The organism is Paenibacillus sp. FJAT-27812, from assembly GCF_001273905.1.
Classification (GTDB): Bacteria; Bacillota; Bacilli; order Paenibacillales; family Paenibacillaceae; genus Pristimantibacillus.
In genome coordinates, this window is sequence record NZ_LIGH01000001.1 from 4696908 (window position 1) to 4718008 (window position 21101).

Here is a 21101-nt window from a genome sequence, read left to right on the forward strand (position 1 = left end):
GAGAGCTTCTTCTCGCATTTGAAGACAGAAGCACTCTACCCTTATGATATTCGATCTGTAGAAGAAGCACAAAGCCGAATTGAAGAATATATACACTTTTACAACAACAAGCGTCCGCAAAGAAAACTAAACAAGCTGGCTCCGATTCAGTACCGGCTCCAGCTTGTTAGGTAGGGTCTTTTATTCAGTGTCCGCTATATGGGGTCTTGACCACTGCCTGAGGGGCTTTTCTTATACTTACTTCCATGGGAACTTCATCTGATATGAGGTTCCTTTTTTTGGATGGCAAGCAGAACGGATTTTGAAAAAAGCAGCCAGAAAAGTATTGCAGATAGCATGTCGCTTTATGTTGAAACATGGGAGGCGATGATCGAATGAGGCTGCAGGAGGAAGAAGCAGAGAAAAAGCCTTTGCTTTACAGGCAAATGGTCGATAAGGTGCTGGAGCTGATCCGATACCGAAAGCTGCGGCCGCATGATCCGGTGCCGTCGGAAGGGGAGCTAGCGAAGCTGTAGTGAGCCGGATGACGGCCAAGCTTGCACTTGATATTTTGGTCCAGCAGGGCGTCGTTTACAGGCCGGCACGAAGGGGGACGTTCTTAGCGGCCGGTTATGCGCATGGAACCGATGAGGAGGAGCGGCCGCGTATGCCAGCGCATGCCGAGAAACCGGCAAAAAGAAAAATTGCGATGGTATTTCCGAATATGGATGATTATACGGCCCGGATTATCGCTTCGGCGGAGCAGGAAGCCCGCAAGCTGAATTGCCAGCTGCTCATTCGGATTTCACTCGACAAGGACGATGAGAGCGTATGCTTGCAGGAGATGTACGAGGATCGGGTGGACGGCGTTATTTTGTATCCTCGGGGCCGCAGCACCTGCAGTGAGAAGGTGCTGGAGCTGAATCAGCTCCGTTATCCTTTGGATATCATTGACCGCATCTTCCGCGAGGTTCAAATCGATTGCGTCTATCACGATCATTATCAGGGCGCATACAATCTAGCGCAATACTTAATAGGCAGGGGGCATAAGGAAATTGGGTATATTTCGATGCCGTTTGACGGCGTGACGAGCCGGGAAGACCGGTATGAAGGTTATTTACGGGCTATGTCGGATCACAAGCTTGCGGCAAACGAAGGCTATGCTTTTTTGCATAGCTCGGAGGATTATATGGGCCGGCTAAATGCGGTAAACCCGCAGCTGGAAGCTTTTATAGGCAATAACCCTTTACTTACGGCAGTCGTATGCGCGGACGATTATTTGGCCACCTCATGCCTGTACACGGCGCTGCATATGCGAATACCGGTCCCTGGGCAGCTGTCGATTATCGGCTTCTCCGATATTCAATTATCGGGTTTGCTCCCCATTCCGCTCACAACCGCTAGGCAGACGACCGAGCAGATCGGACAAGCCGCAGTCAATCTCCTGTACAAGCGGATGGACAAATCGAGAGAAGGGGCCGTCACGGTTAAAGTGAAGACGTTGATTATTGAACGAAGCTCCGTCAAAACAATTGGTTGAATATGTCAATGACATAACCTAAGATTTGTTTTGTGCAGCCGGCAGCATTTTTTGGGCGAAAGGAGTGATTATTTTGAAAACGCTAACATGACGCAGGGCCAACGTTTTGCACGGATGCTGTTAAAAAGTGAACGCAAAAAACGAAAAGAGGAGCTCGATTATGAAAATATTCAAGTTGATTGCATTAGTTTCACTACTGGCCTTAACTGCACCTGCATTTACTTTCATGAAGACGGAGCCTGTGAACGCGGCGGGACAGGCGCCTGTAACGGCTTATCGAGACGGCAATTTTACGGGCGTGACCCAAGATTTCGAAGCTGGCCTCTTCAACGTGGCTCAGCTAAGCACCGTCGGCAATGACAAAATTTCCTCGATAAAAATCGCGCCGGGCTACCGGGTAACGCTGTATAAGGACTCCAATTTCTCCGGCTCCTATAAAGTGCTTTATGCGGACACCGCATGGGTGGATGATCTCAACGATGAAACATCAAGTATGAAGGTCGAATGGATCGGGGCGGTCCGCATGCCGGTAACGGCGTACTCGAATTCGCCTTACGGCGGTTTAGAGCAAGCCTTCGGAGTGGGCGATCATGATTGGGCGGAGCTTCAAGGCGGAGTAGGCAACGATTCGATCTCCTCCATTCGGATTGCTCCGGGCTACAAGGTTACGCTGTATCAGAATGCGAATTTCTCCGGCGGCACCAAAGTATTGACGGCGGATGCGATCTACGTCGGCGACTTTAACGATGATGTATCGAGCCTGAAAGTGGAAGCGATCTCACCGCTGGATGCAACAAGCGTTGCCGTCCCTAACAACGCCTATAGCGATGCTTCTAAGCGCCAATTGCTCGAAACGTTCGCTCCGAGAATTTGGATGGCGCAGGGCGAAGCCTATTTCCCGTCATCCGTTGAATTTACATTCCCGCATGTAGACCGCTACTTGAATTCCAGCTCCGGCAAATATGAGATCAAGACGAAGACGACGCTGGATCCGTACACGCTCAAGCTTCCTTATTTCTCGGGAGATTTGGCTAATGCGCCGATCTACGCTTTCTGGGTAGAGAAGGATTACAACAACGTGGACATGGTGTTCTTCCAGTTCAGTCCTTATGATCTCGGAAAAACGGTATTCGGCAACGAGGTAGGCGACCATGTCGGCGACTGGGAACGGATTACGGTTCGTTTCGCCAAATTTGTCGACAACAACACGAACTACCTGAAGCCGGTTCAAGTATTTTATGGGGCACATTCTTTCGGAACGGCTTACAGCTGGGATGAGGTGACGAAAGTGAATCAGACCCATCCGGTCGGCTATACGGCGTTTGGCTCGCACGGCATGTGGAAAGACCCGGGCACTCATGTGTATCAGGAGCTGGTCGTCACTCAGTTGACGGACGTTACGAACCAAGGAACGGCATGGGATACATGGAACAATGTTCAAGCATTCCAATATTACCCGCATTTGTCGACAGGCAATGGGCTTGGAAATCCTTGGCCGACATGGCTGGACAAAGATTATACGAATCCAAATAGCAATGCGGTATACCGCTTCGAAAACCCTGCACAAGGCTCATATTTCGGTCAGCCGCTGCTGGCAGGAGGACCTACGGGTCCCCAAGAGAAAGGCGCTTTAACGAATGATGTTGTTCTTGATTAGCGTTTAGCAAAGCTTGCCCTTCATCATGCATACGAAGCTGCTGGATCCTCTGCTGCCTCGGTAGGGCAGCAGACAGTCAGCTGCGGAGAGCCGGCGAAATAAAAAAATTTACAAAATCTTAACATTACCTCTTGCTTACATAAATTATCCAATGTATTATACAAATAAAGCGTTTTCATTAAGCGCTTACATTTTTACGGGTATATTAAACCGGTTTAACCAACACGAAACGAAAAACCTTACATAACAAGGATTCAGCGAATCCCCTTTTTAAACCGGTTTAACTCATGCACTAGAGACAGAGGCTTTGCAAGATTCAAAAATGACTAATCAATTTATGGAGGGGTTAATTTGAAGCGAAGCAAGATGATGTTGGTATTACTCGTTATGATCGCCATTATTGCCGCAGGATGCACAAACAACAATTCAGGTCCGAAAGCAACGAACGAAACGAAGGAAAAGCCGACGGAAACGGTAGTGCCGGTAGACAATGCGCAGGCAGGAGCTAAAGAAGCCCCAGCACTCGCCGCACTCGTGAAAGATGGCAAATTGCCGAAATTGGAAGAACGTATGCCGGTAGCCGCTGACATTAAGATCGAAGAGGTCGTGGATGAAATCGGCCAATACGGCGGCGAATGGAAAATGCCTTGGAACGGCCCCTCCGACAAATGGGGCATAGGTCAACCGACGGAGGAAGCCCTCTTCCGTTTCAACAAAGAGGGCAATAAAGTGGAGCCAAACGTAGCCAAAGGTTATGAAGTGAACGCAGACTCGACCGTATTCACAATTCACCTAAGGGAAGGCATGAAATGGTCGGACGGCGTGCCATTCACAACGGAGGACGTTATCTTCTATTGGGAGCACATGCTGAAGAAAGAAACGTTCGGCAAAAAAGTTTATGACGCTTATTACTCGGTCGATCCGGTAACTGGCGACAGAGCATTGGCCGAAGTGAAAAAGGTTGATGACTACACCTTCACCGTTACGCACAAATATCCAAGCGTACAGTTCCTAGAGCGTGTGGCCATCGATAATAAATGGTTTTTCGCGCCTAAGCATTTCCACGAAACGATTCTTCCAGAGCTCGTAGGCGATGCAAAAACGCTGGAAATTACGAAAGCTTGGGGCTACGAGGATCCGAAAGTATTCCTGGTCGAAACAGGCTACTATGATTGGCTGCACAAGGAAGTACCGACGCTCAGAGCATGGATGCCAACAACCGATCCGAACAGCGATCAGTTCGTCATGGAGCGCAACCCTTACTTCTGGAAGACGGATGCCGATGGCAAGCAGCTTCCTTACATCGACCGCATCGTAGCGACGAAAATTCAAGATCCAAGCCAAAAAGTGCTCGGCACGTTGGCAGGCGACTATAATCTGGTTGTCTTTGGCGCCAATGACTTCACTGTTTTGAAGGAAAACGAGAAAAAAGGCGACTACCGCATTATTCCTTGGACGCAGCCGGCTTGGAGCAGCGCAGGCATTCAATTGAACCAAACGACGCCGGATCCGAACCTGCGGAAGCTGTTCCAGGATATCCGCTTCAGAGAAGCGTTGTCCATTGGCGTTAACCGCGTTGAAATCTCCGAAATCGTAACCAATGGATTGGGCGAGCCTATTCAAGCGTCCGTACCGGAAGGCGTAATGGGCTATCAAGAAGGCTGGAAAGATCAATGGACCGAATTTAATCAGGAGCGTGCGAATCAAATTTTGGATGAGCTTGGCCTGACGAAACGCGACAAGGACAACTTCCGCATGAATGCGGATGGCTCTGAACTAACGTTGACGATCATTGAATCAAGCACAGATACCGCTGCATTTTTGGAGCTATTGAAAAAGTACTTTGAAGACATGGGCTTGAAAACGAATTTGAAGGTCGTAGACGGCGGTACGCATTTCGATATGAAATACGCGAACCAAATTCCGATAACGACAGAAAATATTTCGGTGGCGAACGTGGCATTCCGTCCGGATGCGCTTGTACCTCTTCGTGTCATTACACCATGGTTCGGCCATTACGGACTGTATACTCAATCGGGCGGCAAAGAAGGCGTGAAGCCGGAAGGCGACGTAGCCTTGATTCTTGAGTATTGGGATAAAATCAAAGCGAGCAAAACACAAGAGGAAATCGAGAAATACAGCAATGAAATCATCAAGCTGCACATGAAAAACCAATGGGTTATCGGCTATGCCGGCCCTACGCCAATGCTGATTACCGCATCAAACAACATCCACAACATTCCTAGCGACATGATTTGGGCAGATGAGTATCGTTCTTTGGGTCAAGGTCATCCATCGCAATTTTTCATTAAACAATAAGTTGCAGCCATGACGGCGGCAATGGCGGAGAAGCTGCTTCTCTGCCCTTGCCGCACTAAGATTCAGCTTGTAGCGGAGAGGAACGGATATGAGATGCTTCAATATATAATAAGGCGAATTCTGTTGGTCATACCCGTTGTTATGTTTATTTCCTTTGTCGTATTTTACATCATTCAGCTTCCGCCCGGCGATTATGTTTCCAGTTATTCCGCAAAAATGTCGGCTGCCGGCGACGTGATGACGCAGGCGGAAATGGATGAAATGAGATCGAATTTAGGTTTGGACCGTCCGGTGTACGAACAGTATTTTGTATGGGTGAAAAAAATCGTACTGCACGGAGACTTCGGCTTCTCGTTTAACTACAATAAGCCGGTGCTGGCAGTCGTGAAGCAATACATGGGTCTAACCTTAGTCGTTTCAATGGTCACGATGGTTTTTCATTACGTGGTCGCGATTCCAATCGGGATTTATACGGCGGTCAAGCAATATACGGCAGGAGATTATTTTTTCTCCGGCATCAGCTTTATCGGTATGGCAACGCCTAACTTCCTGTTGGCCATCATTTTAATGTTTTTATCCTACACCTGGTTTGGAGACCCGCTGCTTGGCCTATTCTCCAATGAGTACGTGAACGCGCCGTGGTCGATGGACAAGGCGATTGATTTGATGAAGCATTTGGTCATTCCTGTCATCGTAATCGGCCTTGCGAGCACCGCCGACCTGATCCGGGTCATGAGGGGCCAAATGCTGGATGAACTGAACAAGCCGAACGTGGTGACAGCCAGAGCGAAAGGGATGTCCGAAACCCGGATTTTGCTCAAGTACCCGACGCGCGCCGCATTGAACCCGATTGTCAGTACGTTCGGCTGGTCGTTGTCCTCGATCTTTACAGGCTCTACCATTACGGCAATCGTGCTGAACCTGCCGATTCAAGGGCCGGTCATGTACAACGCTTTGCTCGGTCAGGATATGTATCTTGCAGGCTCTTGGCTGCTGTTCATGGCGCTGCTTACCGTACTCGGAACGTTAATCTCTGATATTTTACTCGCTTGGCTGGATCCAAAAATTCGTACAGAATTCAGGGGAAATTAATACGATGAGAACAATACCTGCATTCAGAAGACAAAAGTCGGAAACCATTCGTCCCGTTAAAACCAAAGATACGAATTACAGCTCGCAGTGGCTGCTCATGTATCTCAGATTCAAAAAGCATAAATTGGCGCGAATCAGTTTATTTATATTAGCCTTTCTTTATACGATAGCGCTGTTTGCGCAGTTCATCGCCCCTTATGGGCTGCAAAGCTACGACAGCAAATATGTGAACGTGCCTCCAATGGGCTTTAGATTCGTTGATGCGGACGGCAAGTTTCATATTAAGCCATTCGTCTATGAGTTGAAATCGACGCGCGACCCGGAAACGATGCGGAAAGTATTCGTACCGGATACGGAAAAGCGGCATTCGCTGCAGTTTTTTGTCAAGGGTGAGGAATATAAGTTTCTTGGCTTGATCAAGACATCAACCCATTTGCTTGGCGTGAAGGAGCCGGGGCGCGTATTCCTGCTAGGCACGGACGGCATGGGAAGGGATTTGTTTTCCCGCATTATATTAGGCAGCCAAATCTCGCTTAGCATCCCGCTCGTCGGCGTAGGCATCAGCTTGGTAATCGGCCTGATCATCGGAGGCATTTCCGGCTATTTCGGCGGTTGGCTTGATTCGCTTATCCAGCGGATTATCGAAATTATCCGCTCCTTTCCGACGCTTCCGCTATGGATGGCTTTATCTGCCGCCATACCGCCGCGAATACCCGTCGTAACGATGTATTTGTATATTGTCATCATCTTCGCCTTTATTGGCTGGACCGATCTGGCGAGGGTAGTCAGGGGCAAATTCATCTCGCTTAAAAATGAAGACTATGTTGTCGCGGCAAAAATTGCAGGCGTCGGCAGTACAAAAATTATCATTAAGCATTTGCTGCCCGGCTTTATCAGCTATCTCGTAGTGGCGACGACGCTTGCCATTCCCGGCATGATCCTTGCCGAGACGGCAATGAGCTTCCTTGGACTCGGTATCCGCTCTCCGGCAACGAGCTGGGGCGTACTGCTGCAGGAAGCCCAGAAGATCGAAAATGTCGCATTGTACCCATGGAAGCTGTTCCCGCTGGGAATCGTCATTTTAACGGTACTAACCTACAATTTCCTTGGCGACGGATTGCGCGATGCCGCCGATCCCTACAAGAAATAATCGATTAAATAAATGGCAAGCGAGGGGATAGCATGACGGCTCAAGCTGCTCAGACCGAGCAACCTTTATTGTCCGTACAAAACCTTAATATTCAGATTAAGATGGACAATGGGATCATGAACGCGGTAGACGGGGTCGACTTCGAGATTCATAAAGGAAAAACGTTAGGCTTGGTAGGAGAATCGGGCTGCGGCAAAAGCCTTACGAGCCGGGCGATTATAAGCATCAATCCGAAAGAATGCGAAACGACCGGGAACATCGTATATCACTCCGAGTCGGAAGCTTCGCTCAATCGGTTGAATCTGCTGTCGCTTAATCCAAACGGCAAGCAAATCCGTTCGATTCGCGGACGGAAAATCGCAATGATCTTCCAAGAGCCGATGACCGCGTTCTCGCCGATGTACACAATCGGGAACCAACTGATGGAAGCGATCCGAATCCATCGCACGAAAAACAAAAAAGAAGCGAAAAAAATTGCGCTGGAAATGCTCGCGAAAGTCGGCATTTCCGATCAAGAGAAGCGCTTCGATCAATATCCGCATGAGTTTTCCGGCGGGATGCGGCAGCGGGCGATGATCTCGATGGCCTTATCCTGCAATCCTGAAATTCTGATTGCCGACGAGCCGACGACTGCGCTTGACGTAACCATCCAGGCGCAAGTGCTGGAGCTGATGAAGAAGCTGCAGTCCGAGTTTGGCATGGCGATTCTGCTCGTCACGCATGATTTGGGCATCATCGCTCAAATGTGCGACGAGGTTGCCGTCATGTATTTGGGCAAAATCGTTGAGCAGGCGCCTGTAAAGGAGATTTTCGCGAATCCGAAGCATCCGTATACGAAGGGGCTGCTGAAATCGATGCCGCGACTCGGCGGCGACAAGACGAAGCGGCTGGATTCCATCGAGGGCTCGGTTCCGATTCCGATCAACATGCCGCCGATGTGCGGATTTTATGACCGCTGCAAGGATCGAATTGAAGGCGTTTGCAATATGAATGCTGTACCGAAGACACGGATTTCGGACCAGCATTCCGTCAGGTGCTTCCTGTACTCGGACCAGCGTGAAGGAGAATCGCAATGACCAAGCCTAAGCCTATTCTGGATATCGTCGATATGAACAAGGATTTCCAAGTGAAATCCAAAACAACGTTATTTCGAAAGCCTGCGCCTGTGCGGGTGCTTAATCATATCTCCTTTGAGCTCGTAGAGGGAGAGACGCTCAGCATCGTCGGCGAATCCGGCTGCGGAAAGACGACGCTCGGCCGCTGCATCGTGAGGGGGATGGAAGCCTCCTCCGGCCAAGTCATCTATCATACCGAAGACGGGCAGCAAATCGATTTTTTGAAGCTGAAGGGAAAAGGCTCCAAAACATACAGAAGAGAAATTCAAATGATTTTCCAAGATCCGTATTCCTCGCTAAGCCCGCGAATGAGCGTCTTTGACATCATTTCCGAGCCGCTTATCGCCAACTTTAAGCTAAGCAAAGCGGAGGTTGAAGAGAAGGTTACGCAAATTGCAGAGAAAACGGGCTTGAACGTGAGCTACTTAAGACGTTATCCGCATGCGTTCTCCGGCGGGCAAAGGCAGCGGATTGCTATCGCCAGGGCGCTTATAACCCAGCCGAGACTTATCGTATGCGATGAGGCGGTATCCGCTCTCGACGTATCGATTCAGGCGCAAATCATTAATCTGCTCAAGGATTTGCAGGAGCAATTCCGCATTACGTACATTTTTATCTCGCATGATCTATCCATCGTGCAGAACATATCGGACCGGGTAGCGGTTATGCATTTAGGCAGAATCGTGGAGCTGGCTACGAGCGAGTCGCTGTTCGGCCAGCCGAAGCATCCTTATACGGAAGCTCTGATGTCCGCCGTGCCCCAGCCCGATCCGGAGATGAAGAAGGATCGGATTTTATTGGAGGGCGAGGTTCCGAATCCGGCTAATCCGCCTAGCGGCTGCCATTTTCATCCAAGATGCGCATATCGCACTGAAAAATGCGTGAAAGAAGTTCCCGAGCTGCGCGAAGTAGGCTATAATCATTTCACAGCCTGTCATTACGCGGAGGAATTAAAGCTGAAAGGCGTTCACAACGAGCTCGCAAACGAAGCTTGATGCTATCGGCCTAAGGGGACCAGGTTTAGCATGCTGTGAGAGGATGTTTATGCAAAGATGGCAAAAATCGATGATGTCGCTCGTCTTGCGGGCGTCTCAAAAGGTACGGTTTCCAATGTATTCAGCCAGAAAAGGCCCACCAGTAAAACCGTAACTGAAAAGGTGCTGCGGGTATCCCGGGAATTGAATTACGTTCCGAACCATATTGCACGCAGCTTGGTCACCAAAAAAACGATGGCGATCGGGCTTACGATACCGCATGGGAACTTCTTTTTCAGCGCATTTCATAATCAATTTATTAATGGCGTTGTGCTGGAGGCTTCCATCTACGGCTATCGCGTGCTGCTGGACACGATTCCCGTCGAAGAGGTCAAAACCCCGTCGCTGGCTAGCTATCCAATCGATGGCGCCATCGTCCTCGGCCCGACGGAGGAGGATAAGCGGATCAATCTGCTGCATCAAAATCAGGTTCCGTTCGTCACCGTTGGCAAAATTATGAATGAAGGCTTGTCTGACGCGACAACGGTAAATAACGATAACATCCAGATTATCCTGGATATTTGCAGCTACCTGATCGGGTTTGGGCATCGCAATATCATGTTCCTAAACGCCGGGAGGCATATGACGGTATCCATCGAAAGAACGAAAGCTTTCGTGCAAGCGCTTCAGGAGCATCAGATCGAGCTTCAGCCGCATATGGTACATTATAAACCGGGCATTCACTCCGAGAAGTATATGACGTATGGCTACGACGAGACCATTCGCATTTTGGGAGAGCGCAAAGAGACGGTAACCGCCATCATCGCTGACGATGACCGAACGGCTTTCAGCGCGATGAATGCCATTAATGAGCTAGGCCTCAGTGTGCCGGAAAATATTTCATTATTCGTGATTTGCGGCGATTTGTCGATGATGCATCAAGTAACGCCATCCCTCACGGGCATGGACCTGCAGCCTTCGGAGCTAGGGGCGCAAGCAGTCAAACAGCTTATGCATAAGCTCGGCGTGCTTGAAGGCGATTACCCGGACAACTGTATTGTAAGCAGTAAAATTATTGAACGAAGCTCTTGTTCGCCGGTCATCGGTTGAAACGAGAGTGTACCTAAGTAAATGAGGCGGTAGGATGACACATTTTATTTCATTTATCGGAGATTTTTTCACCCAGTTTGAAATGTATTTTCGAATTTTTATTAGCGCGTTCCTAGGGCTGTTGATCGGATTCGATCGAACGCACAAGAACAAACCCGCGGGCGTGAAGACGTACACGTTCGTGACGGTTGCATCCGCGCTTATCACAATCGTGTCGATTGAAAGCGTGGCGAGATACGGCCATATGAATGAACGGACGATGATGGACCCTATGCGCTTGACCGCTCAAATTGTATCCGGTCTCGGTTTTCTCGGGGCGGGACTCATTATGAAAACCGGTTTCGAGGTGAAGGGGCTGACGTCTGCAGCGATGATTTTATTCGCCGGTGGGGTCGGGATTGGCATCGGGGCAGGCTTCTATGGCATCGTCATATTCACGATCGTTACCGCCTTTTTCTTTATCCGGGTTGGCGGCTGGATCGAGAAGAAGGAGCATGACAGGCTTCATGCCAAGGATGCCAAAGACGATATCGACTTGTCAGCATGAGGAGGATCTCTGCCTCGTTTGACATCTACGGATGAACCTATTATGATAAGTACCAACTTCATAAAGTATAACCTCAATAATATGGTTTGAGGGTCTCTACCAGGAATCCGTAAAATCCTGATTACTTAAAAAGTGCATGCCGCGCTTTTTTTGTAATCGGGATTTTTTTGCGTTGGCATGGATGTTAAATGTAAAAGGAGGAAGGGCGAAAATGGAAATGGGAAATGATAACAAGTCGCTAATAAGAAGGATCAAGGCAGCGGCAAAGCAAATGCCGGCAGACCTAGTCGTGAAAAATGTGAGAATCGTCAATGTGTTTACAGGTGAGCTTATGGATGGTGATGTGGCGATTGCCGATGGGATCATTGTCGGGATCGGCTCTTATGAAGGGAAGGAAACGATCGATGCGGGAGGCCGATATATGGCGCCTGGCCTTATCGACGGACATGTGCATATCGAGAGCAGCATGCTGGTTCCCCGCGAGTTTGCAAAAGTGCTGCTTCAGCACGGAGTTACTGCCGTCGTGACCGATCCGCATGAAATTGCAAACGTGGCGGGCACGGAAGGACTGGATTATATGCTCAAAAGCGCCGAGGAGCTCCCGCTCGATATATTCGTCAATCTTCCATCCTGCGTACCGGTGACGTCCTTCGAGAATAGCGGGGCAAGACTGGAAGCAGAGCATCTGCTTCCCTATTATTCGCATCCTAACGTGCTGGGGCTTGCGGAAGTGATGGATTATCCATCCGTATTCCATGCGGAAGCGCCTATGGTGAATAAGCTGGCTGACGCCCAAAACTTCCATATAGACGGACATGCGGCGGGGGTCGAACGGGAGGGTCTGAACGTCTACATGGCCGCCGGCATTCGTACGGATCACGAATGCGTGAATGAGCAGGAAGCCAAAGACCGTCTGGATTTGGGCATGTATTTGATGATTCGGGAAGGGACGGTCGCCAAAAACCTGGATGCGCTGCTGCCTGTCGTTACGCCAAAAAACGCAAAAAGATGCCTATTCGTGACCGATGACAAATTGTTGGACGATTTGATCGAGGAAGGAAGCGTCGACCATATCGTAAGGCGAGCCGTGGAGAAAGGACTTGACCCGATCACCGCGATCCAGATGGCAACGATCAATACGGCGGAATGCTTTGGTCTTAAGAACCGAGGAGCACTAGCTCCGGGTTACGCAGCCGACTTTGTATTGCTGGACGACTTGGAAAGCTTCGCGATTCACGAGGTTTACAAAAAAGGCGTATGCATCGTAAAGCAGGGCGTGCTGCAGGAGCGTTATTTTTCAAACGAAGGCGAAGCAGCCGATGTACTGCCGACTTCCTTGACGAAGATAAATGTGAAGGACGCGGCTTTGACGTCGTTTGCGCTTCCGTTAAGTAACGATCAATGCCGCATGATTGAGATTATTCCGAATCAGCTTGTTACAAACGGCATCATCGAAGAGGTTACGGTGAAGGAAGGTGAGTTTTGCCCCTCGACGGATAAGGATCAATTGAAGCTGGCGGTTGTCGAACGGCATCACGCGACTGGGAATGTAGGGTTAGGCATTGTGAAGGGCTTAAAGCTGAAGAAAGGGGCAATCGCCACCACCGTCTCCCATGATTCGCATAATATTGTGATCGCGGGCACGTCCGATGAGGATATGCGGATTGCGCTGCAGCATCTGGTTCAGCATCAAGGAGGCATGGTCGTCGTTTCGGGACAAAAGGTGCTGGCCGCCTTGCCGCTGCCGATCGCGGGTTTAATGTCGGATCGGAGCTACGGCGAGGTTTATGACAATCTCAAAAGCTTGGACGCGGCTTTAGCTCAAATCGGAGCGCCGGCCCATTTTGATCCGTTTTTAACTTTATCGTTTTTGACGCTGCCGGTCATTCCCCATCTCAAACTCACGGACGCCGGTCTGTTCGCGTTTGATTCGTTCTCGCATATTTCGGTGCAAGCTTGATTGACAGAATCCGGTTCCAGTGATAATGTCCAATTAAGCGCTTTCGCAGATTTAAGCCTAACGATGGTTCGGGAAAGTTTGATCTTTAACAGAGAAAGCTAGTGTAAAAGCTCTTCGCAAGAAGGGTTTTTTCCATTTCAATGAAAAGAATGTGATGGTATTGAGGCAGTCTCGAATACGAACAAAAACGCAGTTTTACCTGGACAAATATTTTTCCGGAGAATCAATGGACTACCGGCAAATACTTGCCCTGTTCTTCCCGATCCTGATCGACCAGGCTTTCATTGTCGGGCTTAATCTGGTCAATACGGCGATGATCAGCTCTTCGGGTGTGGGGGCGGTCAGTGCGGTAAACATGGTTGATTCCTTAAATATTTTTCTGATCAACGTGTTTGTCGCCGTTGCTACGGGGGGAACAGTAGTCGTTGCGCAATACAAAGGAAACGGGAACAACCAGATGGTGTCCCGCGCTACGGCCGGCAGCATTACTTCTGTGTCGATGATTGCCCTCGGCATCGGACTGCTGATTATAGCGTTCCACAATCCGTTGCTTCAGCTGTTGTTCGGCTCCGCCACGCCGGAGGTGCTGGATAGCGCCAGAACTTATTTGATCGGCAGCAGCATCTCTTTCCTCGGCATTGCGATCGTCCAAGCGGTTTGCGGTGCGCTGAGGGGTATCGGAAAGAGCAGAGCATCGCTGTTCCTATCGCTAATCATGAATGTTTTGTACGTACTTCTGAATATCTTGTTCATCAACTACCTGCACATGGGTGTGCTGGGAATGACGATTGCGATTAATATCGCCCGGTTTGCGGGAGCAGCCTGCGCGCTGTACTACCTGTTCAAAATGGATGCGACGCTGCATATCCGCATCCATGATCTGTTCCATATTCCTATTTCCATGCTGAAGAAAATTTTGTTCATCGGGCTGCCATTTGCGGCGGAGCAGATGTTTTTCAACGGGGGCAAGCTGTTAACGCAAGTGTTTATCGTCAGCATGGGCACGTACGCGATCGCAACCAACGCCATCGCATCTTCGCTCGCCGGTGTGTTCCAAATTCCTGCAGCTGCTTTATCCATAATGGTGGTTACGGTAGTCGGCCAATGCATCGGACGTGGAAATGTCGCGGATGCGCGGAAGTTCATGAAATCATTTCTTTGGCTCGGCGCCTTGTTTTTGACTGCTATCGGTTTAATTCTGATGCCGTTTTTCAGCTTGCTGGTTGGTTTATTCTCCCCGCCGGCCGAAATTGTCGACGATATATTTTGGGTGCTCTTAATGACCGTAATTGTACAGATTCCGCTCTGGTCGATCAGTTTTATTTTGCCTTCTGCGCTTAGGGCTGCGGGGGATGCCCGCTTTACGTCGATTTCCTCGATGCTCAGCATGTGGCTGTTCCGGGTCATCCTCGGTTATGTCCTTGGCGTTACGCTGGGCATGGGCATATTCGGCGTATGGCTAGCTATGAACTGTGAATGGGGCGTGCGCGGCGCAGTATTCCTGTGGCGCTTCAGAGGGGACAAATGGTATAAGCATAAGCTGATTTAAGCGCTGCTGCAATTATCTCTTGATTTACTTGTGAGCCAGCTTATCTGGCTTCGTTGGAGCTGCCTTTTTTGGGTGGCTCTTTTTTTGTTATACATAAGAAGGAGCAAGACGATATCATAATAAGGCGAAAATAGAGAGGTGTTTTTCTTTGACTCCAATAAACGTACATGAAGTGCCACATGAACTGATTGATTTTTTAGGTACGATTAAAGAAATCAAATTCCCAAGGCAGGGTCATACGTCCGATGTAGCCATAATAGATAGCACACGAGGCTGCTATGTTGTCAAAAGAACAAAAGGCGAGCAATATTGTTCCTGGTTATCCAAAGAGGTGTATGTTTTGAATCGTTTGCAGAACACCATGTTACCTATTCCTAAGGTTTATCGGTTAGTGGAGCAACAAAAGGAGAATCAGTCTTGGGCGTTGCTGTCTTTTTTTGAAGGGGAAACGTTAAGGCAAGCCTTATTGAATGAGAAAAATAGCGATAAGAAACATGAGATGATCCATCATTTTGGTGCCGCCTTATCACAAATTCACTCCACTCCATGTCCCCAAGAATTAATAGGAGAATCCATTTGGTTGGATGAAATGTTGCGACATGCGGAATTTAACCTTAAACATTACTCGGTCGATGGAACGGCGGAATTGCTAGAATCATTGATGAGCAACAAACCTCAAGAAATAAAAAATACGTTAATTCATGGTGATTTCACAATCGATAATGTGTTAGTTCGTGATGGGAAAATAACAAGTATCATTGATTGGAGTGGCGGTGCATTTGGCGATCCGAGATACGATGTTTCTTTAGCCATTCGCCCGAAGCCCAGCGCGTTTGAAATCGAAGCGGAGGTGGATGTTTTTTTTGAAGGATACGGAAATCGGATGATAACGGAGAATGAATTTACATACTTTGAAAATGGGCTTTACTCGTTTTTTTAAACGTAACTTCGCTCTAACGACATGACACAGGCGGGAGCTAAGCTCCCGCCTGTGTTTGGCCACTCATTCGTTTATCGATTTCGTCAGAGTCTGTTTACTTTGCTCCATTCGCATTCGCATTGTCCGTGGTCTTCTTCTTAGGGACGCCATATAAACCAATTTCTTGATCATAGGCGTCAAAAATCTTGCGAGCGATTGGTGAGGCGCCATAACTGCCGAAGCCGCCATCGGGAACAACGACCGCTACTGCAAGCTTAGGTTTATCCGCAGGGGCATAAGCGATAAACACCGCATTCTCTGCGGTACGCTTAGCTACATCTTGCTCTGATGTCCCTGTCTTCCGTCGATAGCTGTAATCAACGCCTTCAAAGCCTTGCGAGCTTACTTTGGACATGCCCGTTTCGATTTCCTTCCAATATTCGTCCTTGAATTTCACCTCATTCAAAACAACTGGCGTATAGGCTTGAACGACATTTCCGTCTGAGTCTTTGATTTGATTAACAAATTGCGGCTTCATCCGTTTGCCGTGATTGGCAAGCATTGCCGTGTACTGGGCAAGCTGCAGTGTCGTATAACGTCCTTGTTGTCCAAATGAGGCAAATATAAGCGCAGATTGCGAACTAAACCGTTTAGCGGAATCGAAGTAATCGATAACGCCTTTTAATTCATTTGGAAGGCCGCTTCCGGTTAGAACGCCTAGTCCGAACTGCTTCATGTAATCGTCCCAAATTTCAACGCTGCTCTTGCCTTTCACGCTTCCGCGAGAAACAAGCCTATTGCCCACCATAGCAGCCATAAATGGGTTTGAAGAATGTTCAATCGCTTGTGCGCCGTCTATGTTTCCATATATTTTATTTTGCGAGTTTTTAATTTTGCGTTCGTAGCCTGCTTTACCGAATGTGAACACCCCTGTATCCGGGTACACTTCTGTAGTGGTAAACAGCTTCTCATTCAGTCCGATGAGTACGGAGAGGGGCTTCATCGTAGAGCCGAGCGGCACAATGGAAGAAGGGTGCTCGCTTCGTTCCTTCTCCGAGTACTTTCCGTAAACCGTTCGGATCGTCCCGTTAGACAAAATGTTTGAAAAGTTCTCATAATCCTCTTGGCTTATGCTTCCGCCTGACCAAATATTAGGATCATAATCCGGCATGCTTGCCATCGCCACGACTTTGCCCGTATCGACTTCCATCGCAACCGCAAATCCTGTTTGCGCATAGACGGCACGTTCATATTTGTTCGTAGATTTCGTTATTTTTTTCAACTGATCCATAATGGCAGTTTCTGTGGATAATTGCACGTTTTTATTAATGCTTAGATAAATGTCAGATCCCTTCTCGGGAGTCGTAATTTGCATGGGACCAATAATGCGCTCTGCATTGTTGACCGGGTAAGTTTTTAAGCCGTTTTTGCCGCGCAAAATGTCCTGGTACATGAACTCAAGACCGTCCATGCCCACATCTTCTTCCGCTAAATATTGAAGGGTAGCATCTTCTTCCTTCGTTTTTTCCTTGTAAAAATCAACCGTTTCGCGAACGCCTTTATATTTTTTTAAATATCCGACGAGCTGTACGGCAATCGAATTTGTATCATAGTTACGAACGCTCTCCTCCATAATATCGATCCCTTTGAAGGACGACCGATTTTCCATGAAGTAGGCGATCTCATTATTGGTTAGACCGGATTTAATCCGCCTTGGGGTTGATATAATATTCCGACTGAAATCAAGATCCATTTGACGAATAATATCATCCACAGTCATTTTCTTAGCAGGGTCTCCGAAATCATTAAACACCTCTAACAATTTTGCAGCCATTTTCCTCGCGTTTTCCTTGGCAACCGCCAGCTTAGGCTCAGGCTGGATACTGAAATACAAGGATTGGGTTGAAGTAGAATATGCGATTGGGTAATTCGTAGAATCGTAAATATTGCCTCGTATCGGCGGAAGCTTAACGCTGCGAGTGCCTTTGTCCAGACCTACCGCGCTAAGCGTTGGCCCCTCGACGAACTGAAGGATAGCAAGTCGCACGATCAAAACGCTAAACAATGCAAAGGTAATAAAGAAAAATAAATTCAACCGAAACGAAAAATGACGCCTATTAATAATCTCCCGCTTTTGCTGATCGTCATGCATGCTTAAACACCTCTTAACCATTTCATATAGAATGTCCGTACGTTAAATCTATCTCGAAATGGCATGCACCAGCCATTGTTTTTATAGGCAGATAAATTCAGAACTGTCGATCCATTCCATTATACCTTGAATAAAATCCCATTTCAAAAATAAAATTGGCTGGGGCTCTGCTGCGACATTAAAAGGCATACGTATGGCGGAGGCAGGGATGGTTATAAGGGGGATAACGTGGATAATGGAGATATATCGACTAACAGCGAATGGTCATGGTATGATTTGAGAATAATAGATTCATAAGGAGGTTTTGATATGGGAACAGGTAATCCGGTAACGATTACAGTAGAAACGATCGTTCATTCTCCCGTCGAAAACGTATGGAAATTTTGGAACGATCCGAAGCATATCACGCAATGGAGCAAGGCTTCCGATGACTGGCACACGCCGTTTGCCGAGAATGATTTGACGGTCGGCGGTAAATTCCTGTCGAGAATGGAAGCCAAAGACGGCAGCTTCGGATTTGATTTCGGAGGCGTATACGACGAGGTGAGCATTAATGAGAGCATCTCCTATACGATGGCTGACGGCAGAAAAGTGAAGATTGCTTTTATCCGTCAAGACAACGACACGCAAATCATCGAATCGTTCGACGCGGAGGAGACCAATGCCATCGAGATGCAGCAAGCCGGATGGCAGGCCATCTTAAATAATTTCAAAAAATATGCGGAAACAGCTAAAGTAGAATAAAAGAACTTCCGCAGCCTTTGAAGCGCATGCCAGCATTGGCATGCGCTTTGCTATTCTAATAAAAACAAACTGCCCGAGTGCAGATTCATGTCTACATGAGAGCGGCTGCTGCCAGGAATAGGTCGAGTTTTGCTTAAGCTAACGGAAGGCTTTCGGTTAACAAAGAGGAGCAGCTGCAATTGCAGCTGCTCCTCGTGTGATTATTCAGCGAAAGTTGGATTATCCGATGAGCGAAGCACGGGAAACGGCTTGCTGATTTTAAAACTGCATGACGACCATTTGATGGCATGACCATTTAGGGATCGTGTAGCGGACGACTCCGTTCTCCTGCGTGAAAGGAAGCGGGCTTTTTTGCGGCGCTAAATAGACTTCCCGAACCGGCTCGGATACGGCTACCGCAACTTCCGTGTCAAGAAGCGGGAGCAAATCCTCGATCACCTCAACGTTTTGTCCTCTGCGGACCGGAGAAGCGTACAATAAATGATGGATCCAGCGATTGGATGCTGTCTGGGCCTGCAGTGTTGTCACGCCTTGCGCCGGAAGGTTTGTGCGCAGGCGTTTGCTTGCCAGCAGTCGATCAAGCGCGTAAACGATGATTTCTTTGACAGGCAGGCTGCCTTTGACCGCGTAATCCTCGAACATATTCCACGCCACATAAATGCCGTCTGGCCCTTCCGCCATGCCGGGACCTGCGCCTTGCTGGTCAGACGGAGTATGCTGGTGGGAACAGAAGGTGAATATATCCCGATTGAAATAAGCATTTTCCCTGCTTCCAAGCGACTCGCCGTCCTGGGTCAGAGCAACCTCCTGACCTTCGGCATAAACAACGTACGAAGCGTTTTGGAGCGACGGCAGCTCGAAGGATGGCTTGAAATAGGAAGGCTTCGTGGCAGCAATTCCTAACCACTGCACCCCTAAGTTCAATTCGAATTTCGTCCCGTCGGGCGACAATCCCGAGCGTCCGGTTGCCAGCACTTTGCCGCCAAGCGCTAGGAAGGCCGCCAGTTTGCTTTTGATTTGCTCGGTCATCAAGATGTCGTCAGGCAAAATGACTACCTTATAGCCCGACAAATCAGCTTGGGTATCAATGACGTCGAACAAATAATGCCCTTCCAGCAAAATTCTTACCGCGCCGGTATCGGCATGTTTGTTTTGGTCGTTGATGGGGCTTCCTCCGACTTCAGCGGACGCGGCTTCGACGGATAACAGCGCGATGTCGGCAACGGCTGTCGCTCCCTTGCACCACTCCTCCTTGGCTTCCACCTCCCGGTACGCTTCGCCGATCAGCGCGTAGGTTGCAGGGTCCATAAACCCGGATGGATGGAGCTGGTCGCCAATCGAGCAGCGAGCGCCGTTCGCTAGACTTAAAGCTGCTTCATACCTTAGGGCGTTAGGATGCTTATAGCCGCCGAACTCGCCCCATGAGGTGTGGAATTTTCCGGTCATGCCAAGGTAGTCCACGCCTAGTGTTTGCGCATAACGCGCCGAGAGCGGGAAATGGTCGTAGCCCCAGCCGCCCGTCGGAAGCGATTCAAGCTCCAAATGCGTGTTTAAATGCACGAGATCGCGGCGTCCCCGAGCGACATGGCTGCTGTTGTGAAATACCGGAAGACCGGGCTTAACGGCGTGAACGGCCTCGTTCATTTTTGTCGCATAGTTGAAGTACGTTTCCTCCCACATTTGCATCATGGCTTCCTGATTCCGCGGGTCGAAGCCGCGTTCGCGGATCGAAGCGATGCAATACTGGCAATAGCACTCGCGAACGCCAACGATATCGAGGAAGATGCCATCCGCGTCATAGCGTTCCACTACCTCACGAACTTGATCGGCGAGTACGTCAACGTAAGGCGTATTCATGCAAAATTGATGATAGCCGGGTGTCAGGAAATCATCTGTCCAATCGGTCGCTTCTTGCTTGGTGCGAATCAGCCAATTGGGGTGGCGGCGGGCAATCTTCTCATCCAGCCCAGCCGATAAATAAACGGGCGTTTTGACGCCTATTTCGTGAGCGGCTTCTATTTGTGCTCCCAGCAAATCGAAGGAGAGATGGGGATGCATTTCATTGACATCGCTAGGGTGATATGCCCAGCCATGATGGCATTTGGAGAAAACGGTGATGGAGTCTACATGTCCGGTTTTGAGCATGTCTTGGAATTGACGTTTGGAAAAAGCGTTGCCAATGCCATCGATCGCTTCGGAAGTATGGAAATCGAGATGAACCTGACGGAAATTCATAATGTTGTCCTCCTATTATTTAGCTAATGTGATAAGATTATATCTACCACTCTAATGGA

General features: G+C 48.8%; 17 protein-coding genes and 1 riboswitch. Of the genes, 15 read left to right on the forward strand and 2 right to left on the reverse strand.

Annotated elements, in window-relative coordinates:
* The 14 genes from ADU23_RS32240 to ADU23_RS19525 all read left to right on the forward strand — a co-directional run.
* The coding region (locus ADU23_RS32240) for an IS3 family transposase (protein ID WP_157266115.1) at nucleotides 1–174 on the forward strand (174 nt) is incomplete at its 5' end.
* A gap of 200 nt (nucleotides 175–374) precedes the next feature.
* Complete coding sequence (locus ADU23_RS33685) at nucleotides 375–515, forward strand: hypothetical protein (protein ID WP_231637492.1); 141 nt, start codon at nucleotides 375–377, stop codon at nucleotides 513–515.
* A gap of 8 nt (nucleotides 516–523) precedes the next feature.
* Nucleotides 524–1519, forward strand: a complete 996-nt coding sequence (locus tag ADU23_RS19470) for a substrate-binding domain-containing protein (RefSeq protein WP_231637621.1) — start codon at nucleotides 524–526, stop codon at nucleotides 1517–1519.
* A gap of 160 nt (nucleotides 1520–1679) precedes the next feature.
* Nucleotides 1680–3176: a Vps62-related protein gene (locus ADU23_RS19475; protein WP_053375253.1), complete on the forward strand. Its 1497-nt coding sequence runs from the start codon at nucleotides 1680–1682 to the stop codon at nucleotides 3174–3176.
* A 351-nt stretch (nucleotides 3177–3527) separates the two neighbouring features.
* Entirely contained in the window at nucleotides 3528–5495 is a 1968-nt protein-coding gene (locus ADU23_RS19480) for an ABC transporter substrate-binding protein (RefSeq protein WP_231637493.1), read from the forward strand.
* Nucleotides 5496–5504: 9 nt separating this feature from the next.
* Nucleotides 5505–6587: an ABC transporter permease gene (locus ADU23_RS19485; RefSeq protein WP_231637494.1), complete on the forward strand. Its 1083-nt coding sequence runs from the start codon at nucleotides 5505–5507 to the stop codon at nucleotides 6585–6587.
* Between the two features lie 4 nt (nucleotides 6588–6591).
* On the forward strand, nucleotides 6592–7737 hold the full coding sequence (locus ADU23_RS19490; RefSeq protein ID WP_053375254.1) for an ABC transporter permease: 1146 nt from the start codon (nucleotides 6592–6594) through the stop codon (nucleotides 7735–7737).
* Nucleotides 7738–7769: 32 nt separating this feature from the next.
* Complete coding sequence (locus tag ADU23_RS19495; protein WP_053375255.1) at nucleotides 7770–8813, forward strand: ABC transporter ATP-binding protein; 1044 nt, start codon at nucleotides 7770–7772, stop codon at nucleotides 8811–8813.
* On the forward strand, nucleotides 8810–9847 hold the full coding sequence (locus ADU23_RS19500) for an ABC transporter ATP-binding protein (RefSeq protein ID WP_053375256.1): 1038 nt from the start codon (nucleotides 8810–8812) through the stop codon (nucleotides 9845–9847). Before ADU23_RS19495 ends, ADU23_RS19500 begins: the two co-directional genes overlap by 4 nt.
* Before the next feature lie 57 nt (nucleotides 9848–9904).
* A complete protein-coding gene (locus tag ADU23_RS19505) occupies nucleotides 9905–10936 on the forward strand; it encodes a LacI family DNA-binding transcriptional regulator (RefSeq protein WP_053375257.1) in 1032 nt (343 codons plus the stop codon).
* Between the two features lie 34 nt (nucleotides 10937–10970).
* Entirely contained in the window at nucleotides 10971–11483 is a 513-nt protein-coding gene (locus tag ADU23_RS19510; protein WP_053375258.1) for an MgtC/SapB family protein, read from the forward strand.
* A 43-nt stretch (nucleotides 11484–11526) separates the two neighbouring features.
* Nucleotides 11527–11627: riboswitch (purine riboswitch) on the forward strand.
* A gap of 73 nt (nucleotides 11628–11700) precedes the next feature.
* On the forward strand, nucleotides 11701–13443 hold the full coding sequence (gene ade, locus ADU23_RS19515; RefSeq protein ID WP_053377727.1) for an adenine deaminase: 1743 nt from the start codon (nucleotides 11701–11703) through the stop codon (nucleotides 13441–13443).
* A 160-nt stretch (nucleotides 13444–13603) separates the two neighbouring features.
* Nucleotides 13604–14992 carry an MATE family efflux transporter gene (locus ADU23_RS19520; RefSeq protein WP_442950615.1) on the forward strand — a complete coding sequence of 463 codons (1389 nt, stop codon included), beginning with the start codon at nucleotides 13604–13606 and terminating at the stop codon, nucleotides 14990–14992.
* Between the two features lie 148 nt (nucleotides 14993–15140).
* A complete protein-coding gene (locus ADU23_RS19525) occupies nucleotides 15141–15932 on the forward strand; it encodes a phosphotransferase family protein (RefSeq protein ID WP_053375260.1) in 792 nt (263 codons plus the stop codon).
* A gap of 94 nt (nucleotides 15933–16026) precedes the next feature.
* Here ADU23_RS19525 and ADU23_RS19530 read toward each other — a convergent pair whose 3' ends face one another.
* The gene (locus ADU23_RS19530) at nucleotides 16027–18063 is read right to left on the reverse strand and encodes a peptidoglycan D,D-transpeptidase FtsI family protein (RefSeq protein WP_053375261.1); all 2037 of its coding nucleotides are present in this window, start codon (nucleotides 18061–18063) and stop codon (nucleotides 16027–16029) included.
* A 309-nt stretch (nucleotides 18064–18372) separates the two neighbouring features.
* On the opposite strand from ADU23_RS19530, the gene ADU23_RS19535 reads away from it, so the two are divergent.
* Nucleotides 18373–18807 (forward strand): SRPBCC family protein, encoded by a 435-nt coding sequence (locus tag ADU23_RS19535; protein WP_053375262.1) that lies wholly within the window; start codon nucleotides 18373–18375, stop codon nucleotides 18805–18807.
* A 258-nt stretch (nucleotides 18808–19065) separates the two neighbouring features.
* Here the strand turns inward: ADU23_RS19535 and ADU23_RS19540 are convergent, their stop codons facing one another.
* The gene (locus ADU23_RS19540; RefSeq protein ID WP_053375263.1) at nucleotides 19066–21042 is read right to left on the reverse strand and encodes a beta-galactosidase trimerization domain-containing protein; all 1977 of its coding nucleotides are present in this window, start codon (nucleotides 21040–21042) and stop codon (nucleotides 19066–19068) included.
* Nucleotides 21043–21101 lie beyond the last annotated feature (59 nt).